Here is a 16,779-nt window from a genome sequence, read left to right as displayed (position 1 = left end):
GCGGAGACGGCATGACCGAGACCACGACCGAGCCGCGGCGATCGCCGCTGCACGAGCTGCACGAGCGGCTCGGCGCGTCCTTCACCGACTTCGGCGGCTGGCTCATGCCCGTCCGCTACACGTCGGACCTCGCCGAGCACCACGCGGTGCGCCGTGCGGCGGGGATCTTCGACATCTCGCACATGGCCGAGTTCCGCATCGAAGGGACGGATGCCGCGGCGTTCCTCGACCGCGCGCTGGCCGGCCGCCTGTCGACGATGAAGGTCGGCAAGGCGAAGTACTCCCTCGTCCTCGCCGCCGACGGCGGCATCGTCGACGACGTCATCGTGTACCGCATCGCCGACGACGAGTTCCTCGTCATCTCCAACGCCGGCAACCGCGCCGAGGTCGCGGCCGCGTTCGCCGCCGTCGCGGCGGGCGACACGCGCATCGACGACATCACCGACCGGATGTCGCTCATCGCCGTGCAGGGCCCGGCGGCCCGCGGCATCCTCGAGTCGACCGCGGGCGTCGAGGGCGACGAACCGGCGCTCGCGGACATGACCTACTACTCGTGGGCGCGTGGCTCGTTCCAGGGCCGCAGCCTCTTCGTCGCGCGCACCGGGTACACCGGTGAGGACGGCTTCGAGCTCATGGTGCCGAACGAGGTCGCCGAGGGCCTGTGGCAGGCCGTCACCGACGCAGGCCGCGACGCGGGGCTCGTCCCCGCCGGGCTCGCCGCGCGCGACACGCTCCGCCTCGAAGCGGGGATGCCGCTCTACGGCCACGAGCTATCGCGCGACATCGTGCCGGCACAGGCGGGACTCGGCCGCGTCGTCGCCGCCGACAAGGAGGACTTCGTCGGCAGGGACGGCCTCGCCGCCCGCGACCTCGGCGAGGCGCCCGTCCTCGTCGGGCTCGTCGCCGACGGCCGCCGCGCCGGCCGTGCCGGCTACGCCGTGCTCGCGGGCGACGACATCGTCGGCGAGATCACCTCGGGAGCCCTCAGCCCGACCCTCGGCCATCCCGTCGCGATGGCCCTCGTCCACCCCTCGGCATCCGCTGAGGGCACCGCCCTGACCATCGACGTCCGGGGGACCCGCATCCCCGCGACCGTCACCGCCCTGCCCTTCTACCGGAGACAGAAATGACCGACCTGACCGCCCTGTCCTACACCGCCGAGCACGAGTGGATCGCCTTCGACGGCGACGTCGCGACCGTCGGGATCACCGACTACGCCGCCGAGAAGCTCGGTGACGTCGTCTTCGTCGAGCTGCCCGCCGTCGGCACGACCGTCACCGCGGGCGAGACCTGCGGCGAGATCGAGTCGACGAAGTCGGTGGGCGAGCTCTATGCCCCGCTGACCGGCGAGGTCGTCGAGATCAACGACGCCGTCGTGGACGACCCGTCCTCGGTCAACGCCGGCGCGTTCGACGCGTGGCTCGTCAAGATCCGCGTGGACGGCGCGCCCACGGGCGACCTCCTCGACCGCGACGCCTACGTCGCGCTGACGGGCGGCGAGGCGTGAGCTCGGCCTTCCGCGATCGCCACATCGGCACCGACTCGGCCGCGCAGGCCGAGATGCTCCGTGTCCTCGGGCGTCCGTCCGTCGACGATCTCATGGGCACCGCCGTCCCCGACGCGATCCAGGTCGCCGAGCGCGAGAGCATCATCCCGCCCGCCGCGACCGAGGCCGAGGCCCTCGCCGAGCTCCGCGACCTCGCGTCGCAGAACCGCTCGGCGCGAGCGATGATCGGCCTCGGCTACTACGACACGCTGACGCCGTCCGTCATCCAGCGGAACGTCCTGGAGAACCCGTCCTGGTACACGGCGTACACCCCCTACCAGCCCGAGATCTCGCAGGGCCGGCTCGAGGCACTCATCAACTTCCAGACGATGGTGACCGACCTCACCGGGCTCGCGACGGCGAACGCGTCGATGCTCGACGAGTCGACCGCCGTCGTCGAGGGGATGCTGGTGGCCCGCCGGGCCTCGAAGTCCGCATCGAACGTGTTCCTCGTCGACGCGGACGCCCTGCCGCAGACCAAGGCGCTGCTGCACCACCGCGCGGCCGCCGTCGGCGTCGAGATCGTCGAGACCGATTTCGCGGAGGTCCCCGAGGCCTTCGGTGCGTTCGTCCAGTACCCGGGCGCGACCGGGCGGGTCTGGGATCCCTCCGAGATCATCGCCGCCGTGCAGGCGCACAAGGGTCTCGTCGTCGTCGCGGCCGACCTGCTCGCTCTGACGCTGCTGCGTTCGCCCGGCTCGATGGGCGCCGACGTCGCCGTCGGCACGACGCAGCGCTTCGGCGTGCCGATGGGCTTCGGCGGTCCGCACGCCGGGTACATGGCGGTGCGCGCGGGGCTCGAGCGTCAGCTGCCCGGCCGTCTCGTCGGCGTGTCGATGGATGCGTCGGGAGCGCCGGCGTACCGACTCTCGCTGCAGACCCGCGAGCAGCACATCCGCCGCGAGAAGGCGACCTCCAACATCTGCACCGCGCAGGTGCTGCTTGCCGTCATGGCGTCGATGTACGCCGTGTACCACGGCCCCGACGGCCTGAAGCGGATCGCCGAGGAGACGACCGCCAAGGCGTCGCTGCTGCGCGACTGGCTCGTCCAGGCCGGCGCCGACGTGCTCCACGACGCTTTCTTCGACACCCTCGTGGTCCGCACGCCCGGGCGCGCCGAGGACGTCATCGCCGACGCGCGGCGCCGGGGCTACCAGCTCTGGTTCCGCGACAGCGATTCGGTCGGGGTCTCCGTCGACGAGACGACGACCGTCGCCGACCTGCAGGCCGTGGCATCCGTCTTCGGCGTCGACTCGTCGAAGGTGTTCGTGCCGCTGCGCGACCGGAACGCCCACCTGCCCGAGGCGCTCCGCCGCACGGACGACTACCTGACGCATCCGGTGTTCACGACGCACCGCTCCGAGACCGCCATGATGCGCTACCTCAAGCAGCTCGCCGACCGCGACTACGCACTCGACCGCGGAATGATCCCGCTCGGCTCGTGCACGATGAAGCTCAACGCGGCCACCGAGATGGCGGCGGTGTCATGGCCCGAGTTCGCCCGGGTGCACCCGTTCGCCCCGGCGGACGACGTCGCCGGCTACCTCGTCATGATCGAGCAGCTCGAGGCGTGGCTGGCGGAGGTCACCGGGTACGACGCGGTCTCGCTGCAGCCGAACGCCGGCTCGCAGGGCGAACTGGCGGGCCTGCTCGCCATCCGCGGCTACCACCACTCCCGCGGCGACGTGCACCGCGACGTCTGCCTCATCCCGTCGTCCGCGCACGGCACCAATGCGGCATCCGCCGTCCTCGCCGGGATGCGGGTCGTCGTCGTCGCGTGCGACGAGGCCGGCAACGTCGACCTCGCCGATCTTCGCGCGAAGGTGGCGGCGAACGCCGACAACCTCGCGGCGCTCATGATCACGTACCCGTCGACGCACGGCGTCTACGAGCACGACGTCATGGATATCACCGGCGCGGTGCACGACGCCGGCGGTCAGGTGTACGTCGACGGCGCGAACCTGAACGCGCTGCTCGGGTTCGCCCGGTTCGGCGATCTCGGCGGCGACGTCTCGCACCTGAACCTGCACAAGACGTTCGCCATCCCGCACGGCGGCGGCGGGCCCGGCGTCGGTCCGGTGGCGGCGAAGGCCCACCTCGCGCCCTTCCTGCCCTCGCACCCGATGGCGCAGCGCGCCGAGCACGCCGGCGGACACGTCTTCGACGGCGGTCCGGTGTCGGCGGCGCCCTACGGGTCGGCATCCATCCTGCCGATCTCGTGGGCGTACGTGCGCATGATGGGCGCCGAGGGGCTCCGGCAGGCGACCGCCGCGGCGGTGCTGGCGGCGAACTACGTCGCGCGGCGGCTCGAGGGGCACTACCCGGTGCTGTACGCGGGGGAGGGCGGACTCGTCGCGCACGAGTGCATCCTCGACCTGCGCCCGCTCAAGGAGGCCACCGGCATCACGGTCGATGACGTCGCCAAGCGGCTCATCGACTACGGCTTCCACGCGCCGACGATGTCGTTCCCGGTGGCGGGAACGCTCATGGTCGAGCCGACCGAGTCCGAGGACCTCGCCGAGCTCGACCGGTTCGTCGAGGCCATGATCGCGATCCGGGCCGAAGCGGATGCGGTGGCCGCGGGGGAGTGGCCGGCGAACGACAACCCGCTGGTGAACGCGCCGCACTCCGCGGCATCCGTCATCACCAGCGAGTGGGCGCACCCGTACCCGCGCGAGACCGCGGTGTACCCCGTGCCCGGCATCGTGCGCACCAAGTACTGGCCGCCCGTTCGCCGCATCGACAACGCCTACGGCGACCGCAACCTCGTCTGCGCCTGCCCGCCGATCGAGGCCTTCGCCTGACCCCCGCGCCCATTTCCGCGAGACTGCACACGGCCGTCGAGACAGCGGGTTCAGACCCCGATCTCGGCGCGCGTGTGCAGTCTCGCGGCGGGGTGGCGAGAGCCGAGGGCGGTCCGGGCGGTCGCGAGGCGGTACGCGTCGGGAAGCGCGACGCGCGTGACGCCCGCGCCGCGCAGGATGCCGTCCAGCGCATCGGGGTCGGCGACATCGGACCATCCCCAGTGCACGACCGATCGGATGCCTCTTGACCGAAGGCGGTGGTCCCGCTCGCGGCGCGCGCGCAACAACGACCCGGGGTCGCCGAATCGGCCGTCGTACTTCAGGTCGCCGTCCGCCTCGCCGGCGACTCCCGCTCCCGGCCACCAGAAGTCGGTGCGGTCGGTCGCGCCCTGCCCGCTCCACTCGGTCTGCAGCTCGGGTTCCTCGTAGCCGAGCAGCTCGATGATCGCCCGGCTCGCGGACTCGAGCGTCGACTCCGCATCCGCGCGGGCACGATGCAGGGGCCACCGGGCGATGCGGCGCCCCCGCGAACTCGGTCGATGCTCGTTCTGTTCGACGAGCGACTCGACGGATGCCGCCGGGTCCAGCCGCAGCGCGGCGTCCGCCGCGATGAGCCCCACCACCACGTGCCGAGCCCGCGCGAGGTCGACGGCGCAGTCCGCGGGTGCGACCGCGGCGAACCCGCCCAGGTCGACGACGTCCCGCGCTCCCGTCGTCGTGTGCATCCGGAGGCCGGCGTGCAGGCGCGAGGTGCGGGTCGGGTCGCCGAGAGCGTGGACCACGCCGGGGTCGCCGAGCACCGGCATCCCCCAGATCGCCGCGGCCGACTCGTGGCTCAGCACCAGCCCCGGGTGCGTGAGGAGTGTCGCGTGGATGCGCGCGAGGTACCTGTCCCACGGAGCGAGCCGTCGCCACAACCCCGTCGGCGCGTACACCCCGCGCACGACGGACACGAGCTCGCCGCGAGCCGCGACGCGCGCGGCGTGCGGAACGTCCCGCGCCCGCAGGAGCGGCACGGGGCAGGCGACGGGCGCGGGACGGACGAAGGGCAGGGGGCGGGCGATCGCGGGCATACCCCTGATGCTCCAGACCCGCCCCCGGCACCGCCCCTCTTGCGCTCCACCCCGTGGACACCCCGCCCGCCGCGCCCGCGGTGGAGGAACCGCCCCGCCTCACCGATCCCCCCCGGGACTGCACCCGACGCGCGAGACAGCTGCGCCGCGCCGCCGTCTCGGCCCGCCCGTGCAGTCTCGCGGAAAAAAGACCCAGGCCCGGGATGCCGCGCGTCAGCCGCCGGGCGGGCCGAACACCCCGGGCCACCACGCGGCGGCGAGCGGGTACCCGACGAAGGCGATGATGTCGATGAGCACGTGCGCGACGACGAGCGGCATGACGCGGCCCCAGCGGGAGTACACCCAGCCGAACACGACGCCCATGGCCATGTTGCCGATCAGGGGACCGAACCCCTGATATGCGTGGTACGAGCCGCGCAGCACCGCGGTGGACAGGATGATCGCCCAGGTGTTCCAGCCGAGCAGGCGCAGGCGGTCGAACAGGTAGCCGACCATGATGACCTCCTCGAGCAGCCCCGCCCGGAGGGCGGCGAGCAGCAGCAGGGGCACGGTCCACCAGGACGAGTCCAGCGGCGAGGCATCCACCTGCACGGTGATCCCGAGTTCGCGCCCGACGGCGTAGAGGACGAGGCCCGGGACGCCGATCACGAGCACGAGCAGCACGCCGCCGCCGAGGCCCCGGCCGAACCGCTCGAAGGTCAGGCCGATCTTCGCGAAGCCCGACCGGGCGGGCTCCCAGAGCAGGTAGATCGCGAGCGCGACCGGGGCGAAACCGAACAGCGCCGACAGGAACTGCGAGATGACATCCCACACCTCCGACGGCGCGGCGCCCGGGTTGAGCGAGGTCTGCTGGTCACTCAGGGGTGCACGGGTCAGCGCCTCGATCAACGAGAGCACGGAGTACACCGCGGAGCGCCCCAGCGAGAGTGAGAGGACGATGACGATCTCCCACCACAGGCGTGCCCGCCGCCGCGGGGAGGAATCCGTGGGGAGGTCCGTGAACGCTGCCATCCGGTCAGAATGGCACGACTTCGTATGAGGGGGGTGCCGGTGGGCCCACCGATCAGACTGCTTCATCGACGGCTTCTCAAGTAAAGGCTGTGTAACGGTCTTGTGAGAGATTTGTCGCATTGCGCTCAAGCTGCTTAGTGTGCTTCTCATCACGCCTGGGTCGCGAAGCCTCGACCCGGGCTTTCATTAGGTCTCATGGAGGACACTTTGAAGCGCAACAAGATCGGCGTCGCGGGCCTCGCCCTGCTCGGCGCCACCAGCCTGGTTCTCGCCGGCTGCGCCAGCTCCGGCGGCGGCACCGGTACCGAGACCGAGGGCACCGGCGGTTCGACGGATGCGGTCATCACGACCAACGGCTCCGAGCCCCAGAACCCGCTCATCCCCACCAACACCAACGAGACCGGTGGTGGCAAGGTCGTCGACTCGATCTTCGCGGGGCTCATCTCCTACGAGGCCGACGGCTCGGTCGTCAACGACGTCGCTGAAGAGATCACCACGGACTCGCCCACGCAGCTCACCGTCAAGATCCGCAAGGGCCTGACGTTCACGAACGGTGAAGAGGTCACGGCCGACAACTTCATCAAGGCGTGGAACTACGGCGCCCTGCTGTCGAACGCACAGAACGCCTCGTACTTCTTCGAGGACATCGAGGGCTTCAGCTACGAGGAGGACTCGGAGCTGACCGGTCTGAAGCAGGTCGACGACCACACCTTCACCATCACGCTGAACAAGCCGGCATCCGACTTCGCGCAGCGTCTCGGTTACTCGGCGTTCTTCCCGCTCCCCGACGTCGCGTTCGAGGACATGAAGGCGTTCGGCGAGAACCCGATCGGCAACGGCCCGTACAAGCTGGCCGAGGAGGGCGCGTGGCAGCACGACGTCCGCATCGACCTGGTCCCGAACGAGGACTACGACGGTCCTCGCAAGGCGAAGAACGGCGGTCTCGACATCGTCTTCTACGCGACGCAGGACGCCGCGTACCAGGACCTTCAGGCCGGCAACCTCGACGTGCTCGACGCCATCCCGGACAGCGCGCTCGAGACCTACGAGTCCGACCTCGACGGCCGCGCGGTCAACCAGCCCGCCGCCATCTTCCAGTCGCTGACGATCCCCGAGTGGCTCGACGGTTTCCAGACCGATGAAGAGGGCAAGCTGCGCCGCGCCGCGATCTCGCACGCGATCAACCGCGACCAGATCACCGACGTCATCTTCAAGGGCACCCGCACCCCCGCCAAGGACTTCACCTCGCCCGTCATCGACGGCTGGAGCGACTCGGTCCCCGGCAATGAGGTCCTGGAGTACGACCCCGAGCTCGCCAAGGAGCTGTGGGACCAGGCCAACGCGATTCAGCCCTACAGCGGCGAGGACTTCACGATCGCCTACAACGCCGACGGTGGCCACCAGACCTGGGTCGACGCGGTCGCGAACTCGATCTCGGGCACGCTCGGCATCACCGCGGTGGGCCAGCCCTTCCCGGACTTCGCGAGCTACCTCGACGCCCGTGACAACGAGAAGGTCGGTGCGTTCCGCGCCGGTTGGCAGGCCGACTACCCCGGTCTGTACAACTTCCTCGGCCCGCTCTACGCGACCGGGGCCGGCTCGAACGACGGCAAGTACTCGGACAAGGCGTTCGACGACCTGCTGGCCAAGGGCATCAGCGAGACGGACGAGGCCGCGCGCAACGCGACCCTTCTCGAGGCGCAGTCGGTCCTGTTCGAGGACCTCCCGGCCCTCCCGCTGTGGTACTCCAACGTGAACGGCGGCTGGGCCGACGGCGTCCAGAACGTCGAGTTCGGCTGGAACTCGGTGCCGCTCTACTACGAGATCACCAAGTAACCCGCACACAGCATCACCTCGCACGAGGCGGTGACGGTCACCCGTCACCGCCTCGTGGCGTGACCCGCCTGTCTCACTGTTCTCACAGGGGGCGGGCGGAGGATGGATGAACAGGGGCGCCGCAGAGCGGGGCCCTTCTTCGTGCGTCAGCACTGATACGTCTTTTCCCTGAAAGGGGGCCGAGGGTGGCCTATTACATCCTCCGACGGATCCTTCAGGTCATTCCGGTCTTCATCGGCGCGACCCTGTTGATCTACTACATGGTCTTCGGACTCCCGGGCGACCCGATCGCCGCACTGTTCGGCGACAAGCAGCCGCCGCAGGCGGTCATCGACGCGATCCGCGACCAGTACAAGTTGAACGAGCCGTTCATCGTCCAGTACGCGAACTACCTCGGCGGCGTCCTCCGCCTCGACTTCGGGAACACCTTCTCCGGTCAGAGCGTCAACGACGTCCTCGCGCGGACCATCCCGGTCACCATGCGCCTGGCCATCATGTCCGTCGCGATCGCCTTCGTGCTCGCCCTGGTCATCGGTGCGCTGTCTGCGGTGTGGAAGGGCTCGATCTTCGACAACGGCGCCCTCGTGACGGCGCTGATCTTCATCGCCATCCCGATCTTCGTCCTCTGCTTCCTCGCGCAGTACTTCCTGGGCGTGCAGCTCGGCTGGTTCAAGCCGACCGTCGGCGGGCAGAACGACTGGGGCGACCTCTGGCTGCCCGCGATCGTCCTCGGTCTCAGCATCTACGCCTCGAGCATGCGCCTCACGCGCGCCTCGATGATCGAGTCGCTGGGGCAGGACTGGGTCCGCACCGCCTACTCGAAGGGCCTGCCGCGTCGCCGGGTCATCCCCGTCCACGTCCTGCGCAACTCCATGATCCCGATGGTGACCGACACGGCCACGCAGTTCGGTGTCCTCATGGTCGGCGCCACCGTGACGGAGGGCATCTTCAACGTCCCCGGCGTCGGCAACACCCTCTTCAACGCGATCATCCGCCACGAGACCCCGACGGTCGTCTCCTTCGTCACGATCTTCGTCGTCATCTACGTGCTGGTGAACCTGGCCGTCGACCTCCTGTACGGCCTGCTCGACCCGAGGATCCGCTATGTCAAGTAATTCCACGCACTATGTGGCGCCGACCCGCACCGAGACGGTGGTGGTCGACCAGCTGCGCCTGTCCGAGAAGAAGAGCAACCTCTGGCTGGATGCCTGGCGCGACCTGCGTCGCCGTCCGACGTTCTGGATCTCGATCGCCTTCTCGCTGCTGATCGTCGTCATGGCGGTCGCGCCGAACCTCTTCACCTCCGTCGCCCCGTCGGGCGGCGCGTGCGACCTCGCGAAGAGCAACGGCGGACCGGAGGCGGGCCACCCCTTGGGGTTCACCTACCTCGGCTGCGACATCTGGTCGCGCGTCGTCCACGGCACGGGGGTGTCGATGTCGGTGGGTGTCCTGGCGACCGTGATCTCGACGGTCATCGGTCTCATCATGGGCACCCTGGCCGGCTTCTACGGCGGATTCCTCGACTCGCTGCTCTCGCGCGTCGGTGACGTCTTCTTCACGATCCCCTACATCGTTGCGGCGGTCGTGGTCATGTCGGTCCTCGCCGAGTACAAGAACGTCTTCGTCCTCGCGCTCGCGATCGGTGGATTCTCGTGGGCGAGCACGGCTCGCATCGCACGCGCCGAGGTCCTCCGGGTGAAGCAGTCCGACTACGTGACGGCATCCATCTCCATCGGTCTGTCGCGCTTCCGGACACTGCTCAGCCACGTCATCCCGAACGCGATGGCTCCCGTGATCGTCGTCACGACGCTCGGCCTCGGCACCGCGATCGTCGCGGAGGCGACCCTGTCCTTCCTCGGTGTCGGCCTCGGCGGTGTGTCGTGGGGCGCGGACATCAGCCAGGCGCAGTCCTCCATCCGCACGGCGCCGTTCGCCCTGCTGTGGCCGTCGCTCGCTCTGACGATCTCGGTCCTCGCCTTCATCACCCTCGGCGAGCTCCTGCGTGACGCCGTCGACCCGAAGTCGAGGGCCCAGCGATGAGCGCCACCGAGAACCCGTCGAGCCGCGCTTCGCTGCGCGGCAGCCACAAGGAGAGCGTCGTGTCGCAACCCCTTCTCCAGATCCGCGACCTGAAGGTCGCCTTCTCGAACGGCAAGAAGGAGCGCCAGGTCCTCCACGGGGTCGACCTCGACGTCTTCCCGGGAGAAACCGTCGCCATCGTCGGCGAGTCCGGTTCGGGTAAGTCGACGACGGCCGCTGCCGTCATCGACCTGCTCCCGGGCACCGGCAAGGTGACGAGCGGCTCGATCATGCTCGACGGCGTCGACCTGACGAAGGCGAGCCGTCGCGACATGGAGGCGATCCGCGGTCGCGACATCGGCTACGTCCCGCAGGACCCGATGTCGAACCTCAACCCGGTCTGGTCGATCGGCTTCCAGGTCGAGGAGGCCGTGCGCGCCAACGGTCTCGCCTCCAGCCGCAGGCAGGCGCGTCAGCGCGCGATCGAGGTGCTCAAGCAGGCCGGGCTCGCCGATGCGGAACGGCGCATGCACCAGTTCCCGCATCAGTTCTCGGGTGGGATGCGGCAGCGCGCCCTCATCGGCATCGGTCTCGCCGCCGACCCGAAGCTCCTGATCGCCGACGAGCCCACCAGCGCGCTCGACGTGACGGTGCAGCGGGTCATCCTCGATCACCTCGCCTCGCTCACCCGTGAGAAGGGCACCTCCGTCCTCTTCATCACGCACGACCTCGGACTCGCGGCGGAGCGCGCCGACCGGATCGTCGTGATGAACCAGGGTGAGATCGTCGAAGCGGGGCCGAGCCGGGTCATCCTCGAGAACCCCCAGCACCCCTACACCCAGCGGTTGGTGGCCGCCGCCCCGAGCCTCGCGTCGCAGCGCATCCAGGCTGTCGCCGAACGGCGCGGCGTGGAGCACCACGACGAGGTCGTCGATGCGAAGCCCGTCGTGGAGGTGCGCGATCTCGTCAAGGAGTACAAGATCCGCTCGGGCGGCTTCCGCAGCGAGCCGTTCCGCGCGGTGGACGGTGTCTCCTTCCAGATCCCGCGGGGTAAGACGCTCGCCCTCGTCGGGGAGTCGGGGTCGGGCAAGTCGACCGTGGCGAAGATGGTGCTCCAGCTCGAGCAGCCGACGAGCGGCGCCGTGATCGTCGACGGTGCCGACACCTCGGGCATGAACCGCAAGGAGGTCTTCGCCCTCCGCAGTCGCATGCAGCCGGTCTTCCAGGACCCGTACGGGTCGCTCGACCCGCTCCGCAGCATCGGTGCGCTGATCGCCGAGCCGCTTCGCGTACACGGCGTGGGTGACGAGAAGTCCCGACGCGACCGCGTGTTCGAGCTGCTCGAGCAGGTGTCGCTTCCGCGCGAGGTCGCGTGGCGCTACCCGAACGAGCTCTCGGGCGGTCAGCGTCAGCGCATCGCGATCGCGCGAGCCCTCGCCCTCAAGCCGTCGATCGTCGTCCTCGACGAGGCGGTGTCGGCGCTCGACGTGCTCGTGCAGGACCAGATCCTGCGCCTGCTGGCGGAGCTGCAGTCCGAGCTGGACCTGACATACCTGTTCATCACCCACGACCTCGCCGTCGTCCGGGTCGCGGCGGACCTCGTGTGCGTCATGGAGCAGGGCCGTGTCGTCGAGCAGGGCACGGTGGACGAGATCTTCGCCTCGCCGACGCAGGAGTACACCCGTCGTCTTCTCGACGCGATCCCCGGTGCGGACATCCCGCTCGGGGGGCGTGCGTGACGAACCACACCGAGGGCGGGGGAGGCGAGCGCGATGCTCGCTTCCTCCGCCCTCGGGTGTTCCGCGCCTCCTCGACCCTCTTGTCCTTCTGGGTGGTCGTCGCGATGCTCGCCTTCTTCCTGGGGGATGCGGCGGTGCGGGGGAGCTGGCTCTTCCTGGCGAAGTGGACCGCCCCGCTCCTGCTGATCGGCTGGGGGGCGTGGCTGCTCTTCTGGAGGTCGCAGGTGCGTGCCGACCGTGACGGCGCCGTGGTGATCAACGCGCTACGCATCCACGATCTGCCGTGGTCTTCGGTCGAGGAGGTCGTGCAGTCTGCGCAGCTGCGTGTCGTCCTCGTCGGCGGCCGGCGCATCGACTGCTGGGGCGGACCGTTCCCCCCGCGCCGACGGATGACGCGGACGCCCGAGCCGTCGGCGGATGCGGCGCTGGTCATGGAAGCGCTGCGCGAGGCGGCGACGCCCTCCGAGCGTGTCGCGACCTCGCACTGGGACGTCCCAGCGCTCCTCGTGGGAGTCGCCCTCGCGGCCCTCACGATCGCCTCTGTGACACTTGTGCATCCGTGAAGTAAAGATCGTGAAACGAACTGTTCACCGCTTCGACTGATCTGTGGGCATATTTGTTAGCGTTGTGCGGGCGGGGCAGCGAAGCCCCGTTAGGCAAGGCGTCCTCGACGCCGGAACGGCCGGAGAGGACACCCGAGACGCGTGACGTTGTACTTGATCAGGAGAATCCTGAACTACGCGATCCTCACCCTCGTCGCCACGTCGCTGGCGTACGTGCTCGCGAGCATCGGACTGGTCCCCGAACGCCGGTTCCTTCAGCGAAACCCTCCGGTGCCGCAGTCGACCATCGACGGGATCCTGGACCGTTGGGGTGTCAATCCCGAGGACCCGCTGCTGCTCCGGCTCTTCCGCTGGCTCGGCAATCTCTTCACCCAGGGTTCGCTCGGCCTCACGACGGGCAATCAGCCGGTCGTCGAGCAGATCTTCGTCCGCGCCGGGGTGAGCCTGCAGCTGCTGCTGGTGGGCTCGATCATCGGCGCCATCCTGGGCGTGATCCTCGGCGTCTGGGGCGCCGTGCGCCAGTACCGCACGAGCGACCGCATCGTCACGGCGGCGTCCTACCTGCTCTTCGCGACGCCGACGGTCGTCATGGCCATCCTGCTCATGATCCTCGCCACCTATTTCAACCAGGCGGCGGGATCGCAGATCATCCGGTTCACGGGTCAGTACTCGCCGGGCATCCCGAACGAGTTCTGGCCGCAGCTGGGGGATCGGCTCTCACACCTCCTGCTGCCCACCCTGGTCCTCATCCTCGGCGCCGCCGCATCGTACAGCCGGTACCAGCGCAGCGCGATGCTCGACGTGCTCGGTGCCGACTACATCCGGACCGCGCGGTCGAAGGGCCGCACGCGCGGGTCGGCTCTGGTCCGGCACGGTGTGCGCGTCGCCCTCATCCCCATGTCGACGTTCTTCGCGTACAGCTTCGGCACCCTCGTCGCGGGGGCGACGATGCTCGAGATCATGTTCGGCTGGCACGGGATGGGCGAGCTGACGATCCAGGCGGTGCAGCAGGACGACGTGAACGCGGTCGCCGGCTCGACGATGTTCGTCGCCGTCCTCATCCTCTGCTCGTCGACCCTCTCCGAAATCTTGTACGCCGCCCTCGACCCGCGCGTGCGGAGGTAATCATGGTCATCCCTCTCGAACAATCCGCCGAGGTCGCCGAGCTCTCGGTCTCCGCCGACCAGAAGCCTCGCAAGCCGCTCACCCGTTCACGCCTGATTTGGCAGCGGCTGCGCTCGTCGAAGCAGTTCTGGATCGGCTCCACCGTGCTCGTGGCGATCATCCTGTGGGCGGTGATCGGGCCGCTCGTCTGGCCGATCTCGCACACGACGCGCGACTATTTCTCCCTCAACCAGGGGCCGAGCCCGGCGCACCCGTTCGGCACCGACACCCTCGGGTACGACCTGTTCGCTCAGACGATGGCCGGTCTGCGCATCTCGCTGATCGTCGGATTCGTCGCCGGTCCGCTCGCGACGCTCATCGCCGGTTTCGTCGGCGCCATCGCCGGCTACGTCGGCGGCTGGAGCGACAAGGTCATCGCCTGGTTCATCGACCTGCTGCTCGTGCTGCCCGCCTTCTTCATCCTGGTGCTGCTGTTCCCCTTCTTCCGGGAGTCCGGCTGGATCGTCATGACCTTCTTCCTCGCCCTGTTCGGCTGGATGATCATGGCGCAGGTGATCCGTTCGCAGACACGGTCGCTGCGCGAGCGTGAGTTCGTGAAGGCCGCGCGGTACATGGGCTTCGGCACGTGGTCCGTCGTCACCCGCCACGTCGTCCCGAACGTCGCCTCGCTGCTCATCATCGACGCGACGCTGGGTGTGGGCGCGATGATCCTCGCCGAGACGAGCCTCAGCTTCTTCGGGTTCGGTGTGCAGGCGCCCGAGGTGTCCCTCGGCACGCTGATCGCCGCCGGCAACACGGCGGCCGCGACCCGCCCCTGGCTGTTCGTCTTCCCCGCCGGCACGCTCGTCGTCCTGCTGTTGAGCCTGAGTCTCGTCGGCGACGCTCTGCGCGACGCCATCGATCCCACGTCTGGAGCCAACCGTGGTTGACGAATTGCTGCGTTCGGTCGAGGAGTCCGCTCGCGACAAGGGACGCCCGATCCTCGAGGTTCGGAATCTGTCGGTGACCTTCCCCCAGCGCGACGGGTCGCCCGTGCGCGCCGTGCGCGATGTGAGCTACACGATCCACGAGGGCGAGTTCCTCGGCATCGTGGGGGAGTCCGGGTCCGGAAAGTCGGTGTCCTCTTTGGCCGTCATGGGTCTCCTGCCCGACACGGCGCAGGTCGAGGGGGAGATCCTGTTCCAGGGACAGAACCTCCTCACCCTCGACGACCGGCGACTCTCCGGCATCCGCGGCCGCGAACTGGCGATCATCTTCCAGGATCCGCTGTCTGCGCTGACCCCCGTCTACACCGTGGGCGACCAGATCGCCGAGGCGCTGCGCCTGCACGACTCCGCCCTCAGCAAGCAGGCGGCCGCGGCGCGCGCCGTCGAACTGCTGAAGATCGTCGGCATCCCCGATGCCCCACGTCGAGCCAAGGCGTTCCCGCACGAGTTCTCCGGCGGCATGCGTCAGCGGGCGATGATCGCCATCGCGATCGCCAACAACCCGCGCCTGATCATCGCGGACGAGCCGACGACCGCCCTCGACGTCACGATCCAGGCGCAGATCCTGGAAGTCCTCGAGGAGGCGAAGCGCATCACGGGCGCAGCCGTGTCGCTCATCACCCACGACCTCGGTGTCGTGGCCGGTCATGCCGACAACGTCGGCGTGATGTACGCCGGCAAGATGGTCGAGTACGGCAGCGTCGAAACCATCTTCCGCGAGCCGGTCATGCCGTACACGGTCGGTCTGCTCCGGTCCGTTCCGAACATCCGCACCGCGGGGACCGAACGACTCGTTCCGCTCGAGGGGCGTCCGCCGTCCCTCGCATCGCTTCCGAAGGGCTGCCCCTTCGCGGCGCGCTGCCCCGCCGCGATCGCGGTGTGCCATGAGGTCGAGCCCGAACTCGTCCCCGCCGGGCGTGCGGTCGGTCAGTCGGCCGCCTGCCACCGCTCCGATGAGCTGGCGGAGGGGACGCTGCGGCGCTCCGAGATCTTCCCCCGTCCCGAGCCCTTGCCGGCCGAGGTCGTGGCGGAGACCACAGAGGCGCCCATCGTCGAGGTACGCGACCTGAAGCGGCACTTCCCGCTCTACCGCGGCGGCGTGTTCCGTCGCCGGGTGGGCGACGTCAAGGCCGTCGACGGCGTCTCCTTCGACCTGCGGGAGGGTCGCGTACTCGCCCTGGTGGGGGAGTCCGGATGCGGCAAGACGACCACCATCCTCGAGATGATGGAGCTCACCGCGCCGCAGGGGGGACGGATCACGTTCGACGGCAAGGACGTCGCGTCCCTGACCCGTAAGGGTCGACGCGACCTCCGCCGCGACATCCAGATCGTCTTCCAGGACCCGGCTGCCGCCGTCGACCCGCGACTGCCGATCGGCGAGGTCATCGCCGAGCCGCTCCTCGTGCACGACGTTCCCAAGGCGCAGCGCGACGAGCGCGTCGTCGAGCTCCTCGAACTCGTGGGGCTCGATCCCGCGATGGCCGATCGCTACCCGCACGAGTTCTCCGGCGGTCAGCGTCAGCGCATCGGCATCGCCCGCGCGCTCGCGACGAACCCGAAGGTGCTCGTGCTCGACGAGCCCGTCTCCGCGCTGGACGTGTCCATTCAGGCGGGTGTCATCAACCTGCTGCAGGACCTGCGCGACCGCCTGGGCCTGTCGATGGTCTTCGTCGCCCACGACCTCGCGGTCGTTCGTCAGCTCGCCGACGACGTGTCGGTCATGTACCTAGGGCGGATCGTCGAGTCCGGCCCGATCGCCGAGGTCTTCAGCAACCCCCGGCATCCGTACACCCAGGCGCTCATGTCGGCCGCTCCCATCCCGGACCCGCACATCGAGCGCACCCGGGAGCGCGTGCTGCTGGACGGCGACCTGCCGAGCCCGGCCGTCGAGATCCAGGGATGCCGCTTCCGCACCCGATGCCCGCTGTTCCGCCTGCTTCCCGAAGAGGATCAGCGGCGGTGCCTGGGGGAGTACCCCGAGCTGGCGCGGCATGGCCGCGTCGAGGTCTCCTGCCACCACGTCGACAAGAACGTCCTCGTCGTCACCTGACCCCTGAACTCCGTCCTTTCCGGCGGA

General features: G+C 69.4%; 13 protein-coding genes. 11 read left to right on the top strand and 2 right to left on the bottom strand.

Going from position 1 to position 16,779, the window contains the following annotated elements; translation table 11 throughout:
• The first annotated feature begins 11 nt into the window (after positions 1-11).
• Genes gcvT through gcvP form a run of 3 tightly spaced genes read left to right on the top strand, consistent with a single transcriptional unit; the run spans position 12 to position 4,350 of the window.
• Entirely contained in the window at positions 12-1,130 is a 1,119-nt protein-coding gene (gene gcvT, locus AB0P29_RS02030; protein ID WP_363378084.1) for a glycine cleavage system aminomethyltransferase GcvT, read from the top strand.
• Positions 1,127-1,507 carry a glycine cleavage system protein GcvH gene (gene gcvH / locus AB0P29_RS02025; RefSeq protein WP_064001792.1) on the top strand — a complete coding sequence of 127 codons (381 nt, stop codon included), beginning with the start codon at positions 1,127-1,129 and terminating at the stop codon, positions 1,505-1,507. Before gcvT ends, gcvH begins: the two co-directional genes overlap by 4 nt.
• Entirely contained in the window at positions 1,504-4,350 is a 2,847-nt protein-coding gene (gcvP, locus tag AB0P29_RS02020) for an aminomethyl-transferring glycine dehydrogenase (RefSeq protein ID WP_363378082.1), read from the top strand. The genes gcvH and gcvP overlap by 4 nt, the downstream gene beginning before the upstream one ends.
• 50 nt (positions 4,351-4,400) lie before the next feature.
• Here the strand turns inward: gcvP and AB0P29_RS02015 are convergent, their stop codons facing one another.
• Positions 4,401-5,423, bottom strand: coding sequence for a hypothetical protein (locus AB0P29_RS02015; protein WP_363378080.1), 1,023 nt, complete (start codon positions 5,421-5,423; stop codon positions 4,401-4,403).
• 213 nt (positions 5,424-5,636) lie between these two features.
• Positions 5,637-6,434, bottom strand: a complete 798-nt coding sequence (locus AB0P29_RS02010) for a CPBP family intramembrane glutamic endopeptidase (protein WP_363378078.1) — start codon at positions 6,432-6,434, stop codon at positions 5,637-5,639.
• A gap of 195 nt (positions 6,435-6,629) precedes the next feature.
• On the opposite strand from AB0P29_RS02010, the gene AB0P29_RS02005 reads away from it, so the two are divergent.
• The 8 genes from AB0P29_RS02005 to AB0P29_RS01970 all read left to right on the top strand — a co-directional run bounded on the left by AB0P29_RS02005 (position 6,630) and on the right by AB0P29_RS01970 (position 16,752).
• Positions 6,630-8,270: an ABC transporter substrate-binding protein gene (locus AB0P29_RS02005; protein ID WP_253033972.1), complete on the top strand. Its 1,641-nt coding sequence runs from the start codon at positions 6,630-6,632 to the stop codon at positions 8,268-8,270.
• 185 nt (positions 8,271-8,455) lie between these two features.
• The gene (locus tag AB0P29_RS02000) at positions 8,456-9,385 is read left to right on the top strand and encodes an ABC transporter permease (protein ID WP_251580251.1); all 930 of its coding nucleotides are present in this window, start codon (positions 8,456-8,458) and stop codon (positions 9,383-9,385) included.
• Entirely contained in the window at positions 9,375-10,310 is a 936-nt protein-coding gene (locus AB0P29_RS01995; RefSeq protein ID WP_253033971.1) for an ABC transporter permease, read from the top strand. The genes AB0P29_RS02000 and AB0P29_RS01995 overlap by 11 nt, the downstream gene beginning before the upstream one ends.
• Positions 10,307-12,028: an ABC transporter ATP-binding protein gene (locus AB0P29_RS01990; protein ID WP_363378075.1), complete on the top strand. Its 1,722-nt coding sequence runs from the start codon at positions 10,307-10,309 to the stop codon at positions 12,026-12,028. Before AB0P29_RS01995 ends, AB0P29_RS01990 begins: the two co-directional genes overlap by 4 nt.
• Positions 12,025-12,591: a hypothetical protein gene (locus AB0P29_RS01985; RefSeq protein WP_363378073.1), complete on the top strand. Its 567-nt coding sequence runs from the start codon at positions 12,025-12,027 to the stop codon at positions 12,589-12,591. The genes AB0P29_RS01990 and AB0P29_RS01985 overlap by 4 nt, the downstream gene beginning before the upstream one ends.
• Positions 12,592-12,744: 153 nt before the next feature.
• A complete protein-coding gene (locus AB0P29_RS01980; protein ID WP_363378071.1) occupies positions 12,745-13,716 on the top strand; it encodes an ABC transporter permease in 972 nt (323 codons plus the stop codon).
• Positions 13,717-13,718: 2 nt separating this feature from the next.
• Entirely contained in the window at positions 13,719-14,645 is a 927-nt protein-coding gene (locus AB0P29_RS01975) for an ABC transporter permease (RefSeq protein WP_251580261.1), read from the top strand.
• Positions 14,638-16,752 carry a dipeptide ABC transporter ATP-binding protein gene (locus tag AB0P29_RS01970; protein ID WP_359917422.1) on the top strand — a complete coding sequence of 705 codons (2,115 nt, stop codon included), beginning with the start codon at positions 14,638-14,640 and terminating at the stop codon, positions 16,750-16,752. Before AB0P29_RS01975 ends, AB0P29_RS01970 begins: the two co-directional genes overlap by 8 nt.
• The last annotated feature ends 27 nt before the right edge of the window (positions 16,753-16,779 follow it).

Origin of the sequence: Microbacterium sp. NPDC080220 (genome assembly GCF_040686395.1) — a bacterium.
Classification (GTDB): domain Bacteria; phylum Actinomycetota; class Actinomycetes; order Actinomycetales; family Microbacteriaceae; genus Microbacterium; species Microbacterium gawkjiense.
This window is presented reverse-complemented; position numbering and strand designations above follow the sequence as displayed.

What these genes read in the sequence shown, in the direction of transcription:
- AB0P29_RS02005 (WP_253033972.1), top strand. Translation starts at nt 6,630, where the DNA reads ATGGAGGACACTTTGAAGCGCAACAAGATCGGCGTCGCGGGCCTCGCC.
- AB0P29_RS01975 (WP_251580261.1), top strand. Translation starts at nt 13,719, where the DNA reads ATGGTCATCCCTCTCGAACAATCCGCCGAGGTCGCCGAGCTCTCGGTC.
- AB0P29_RS02010 (WP_363378078.1), bottom strand. Translation starts at nt 6,434, where the DNA reads ATGGCAGCGTTCACGGACCTCCCCACGGATTCCTCCCCGCGGCGGCGG.
- AB0P29_RS01995 (WP_253033971.1), top strand. Translation starts at nt 9,375, where the DNA reads ATGTCAAGTAATTCCACGCACTATGTGGCGCCGACCCGCACCGAGACG.
- AB0P29_RS02015 (WP_363378080.1), bottom strand. Translation starts at nt 5,423, where the DNA reads ATGCCCGCGATCGCCCGCCCCCTGCCCTTCGTCCGTCCCGCGCCCGTC.
- gcvH (WP_064001792.1), top strand. Translation starts at nt 1,127, where the DNA reads ATGACCGACCTGACCGCCCTGTCCTACACCGCCGAGCACGAGTGGATC.
- AB0P29_RS01990 (WP_363378075.1), top strand. Translation starts at nt 10,307, where the DNA reads ATGAGCGCCACCGAGAACCCGTCGAGCCGCGCTTCGCTGCGCGGCAGC.
- gcvT (WP_363378084.1), top strand. Translation starts at nt 12, where the DNA reads ATGACCGAGACCACGACCGAGCCGCGGCGATCGCCGCTGCACGAGCTG.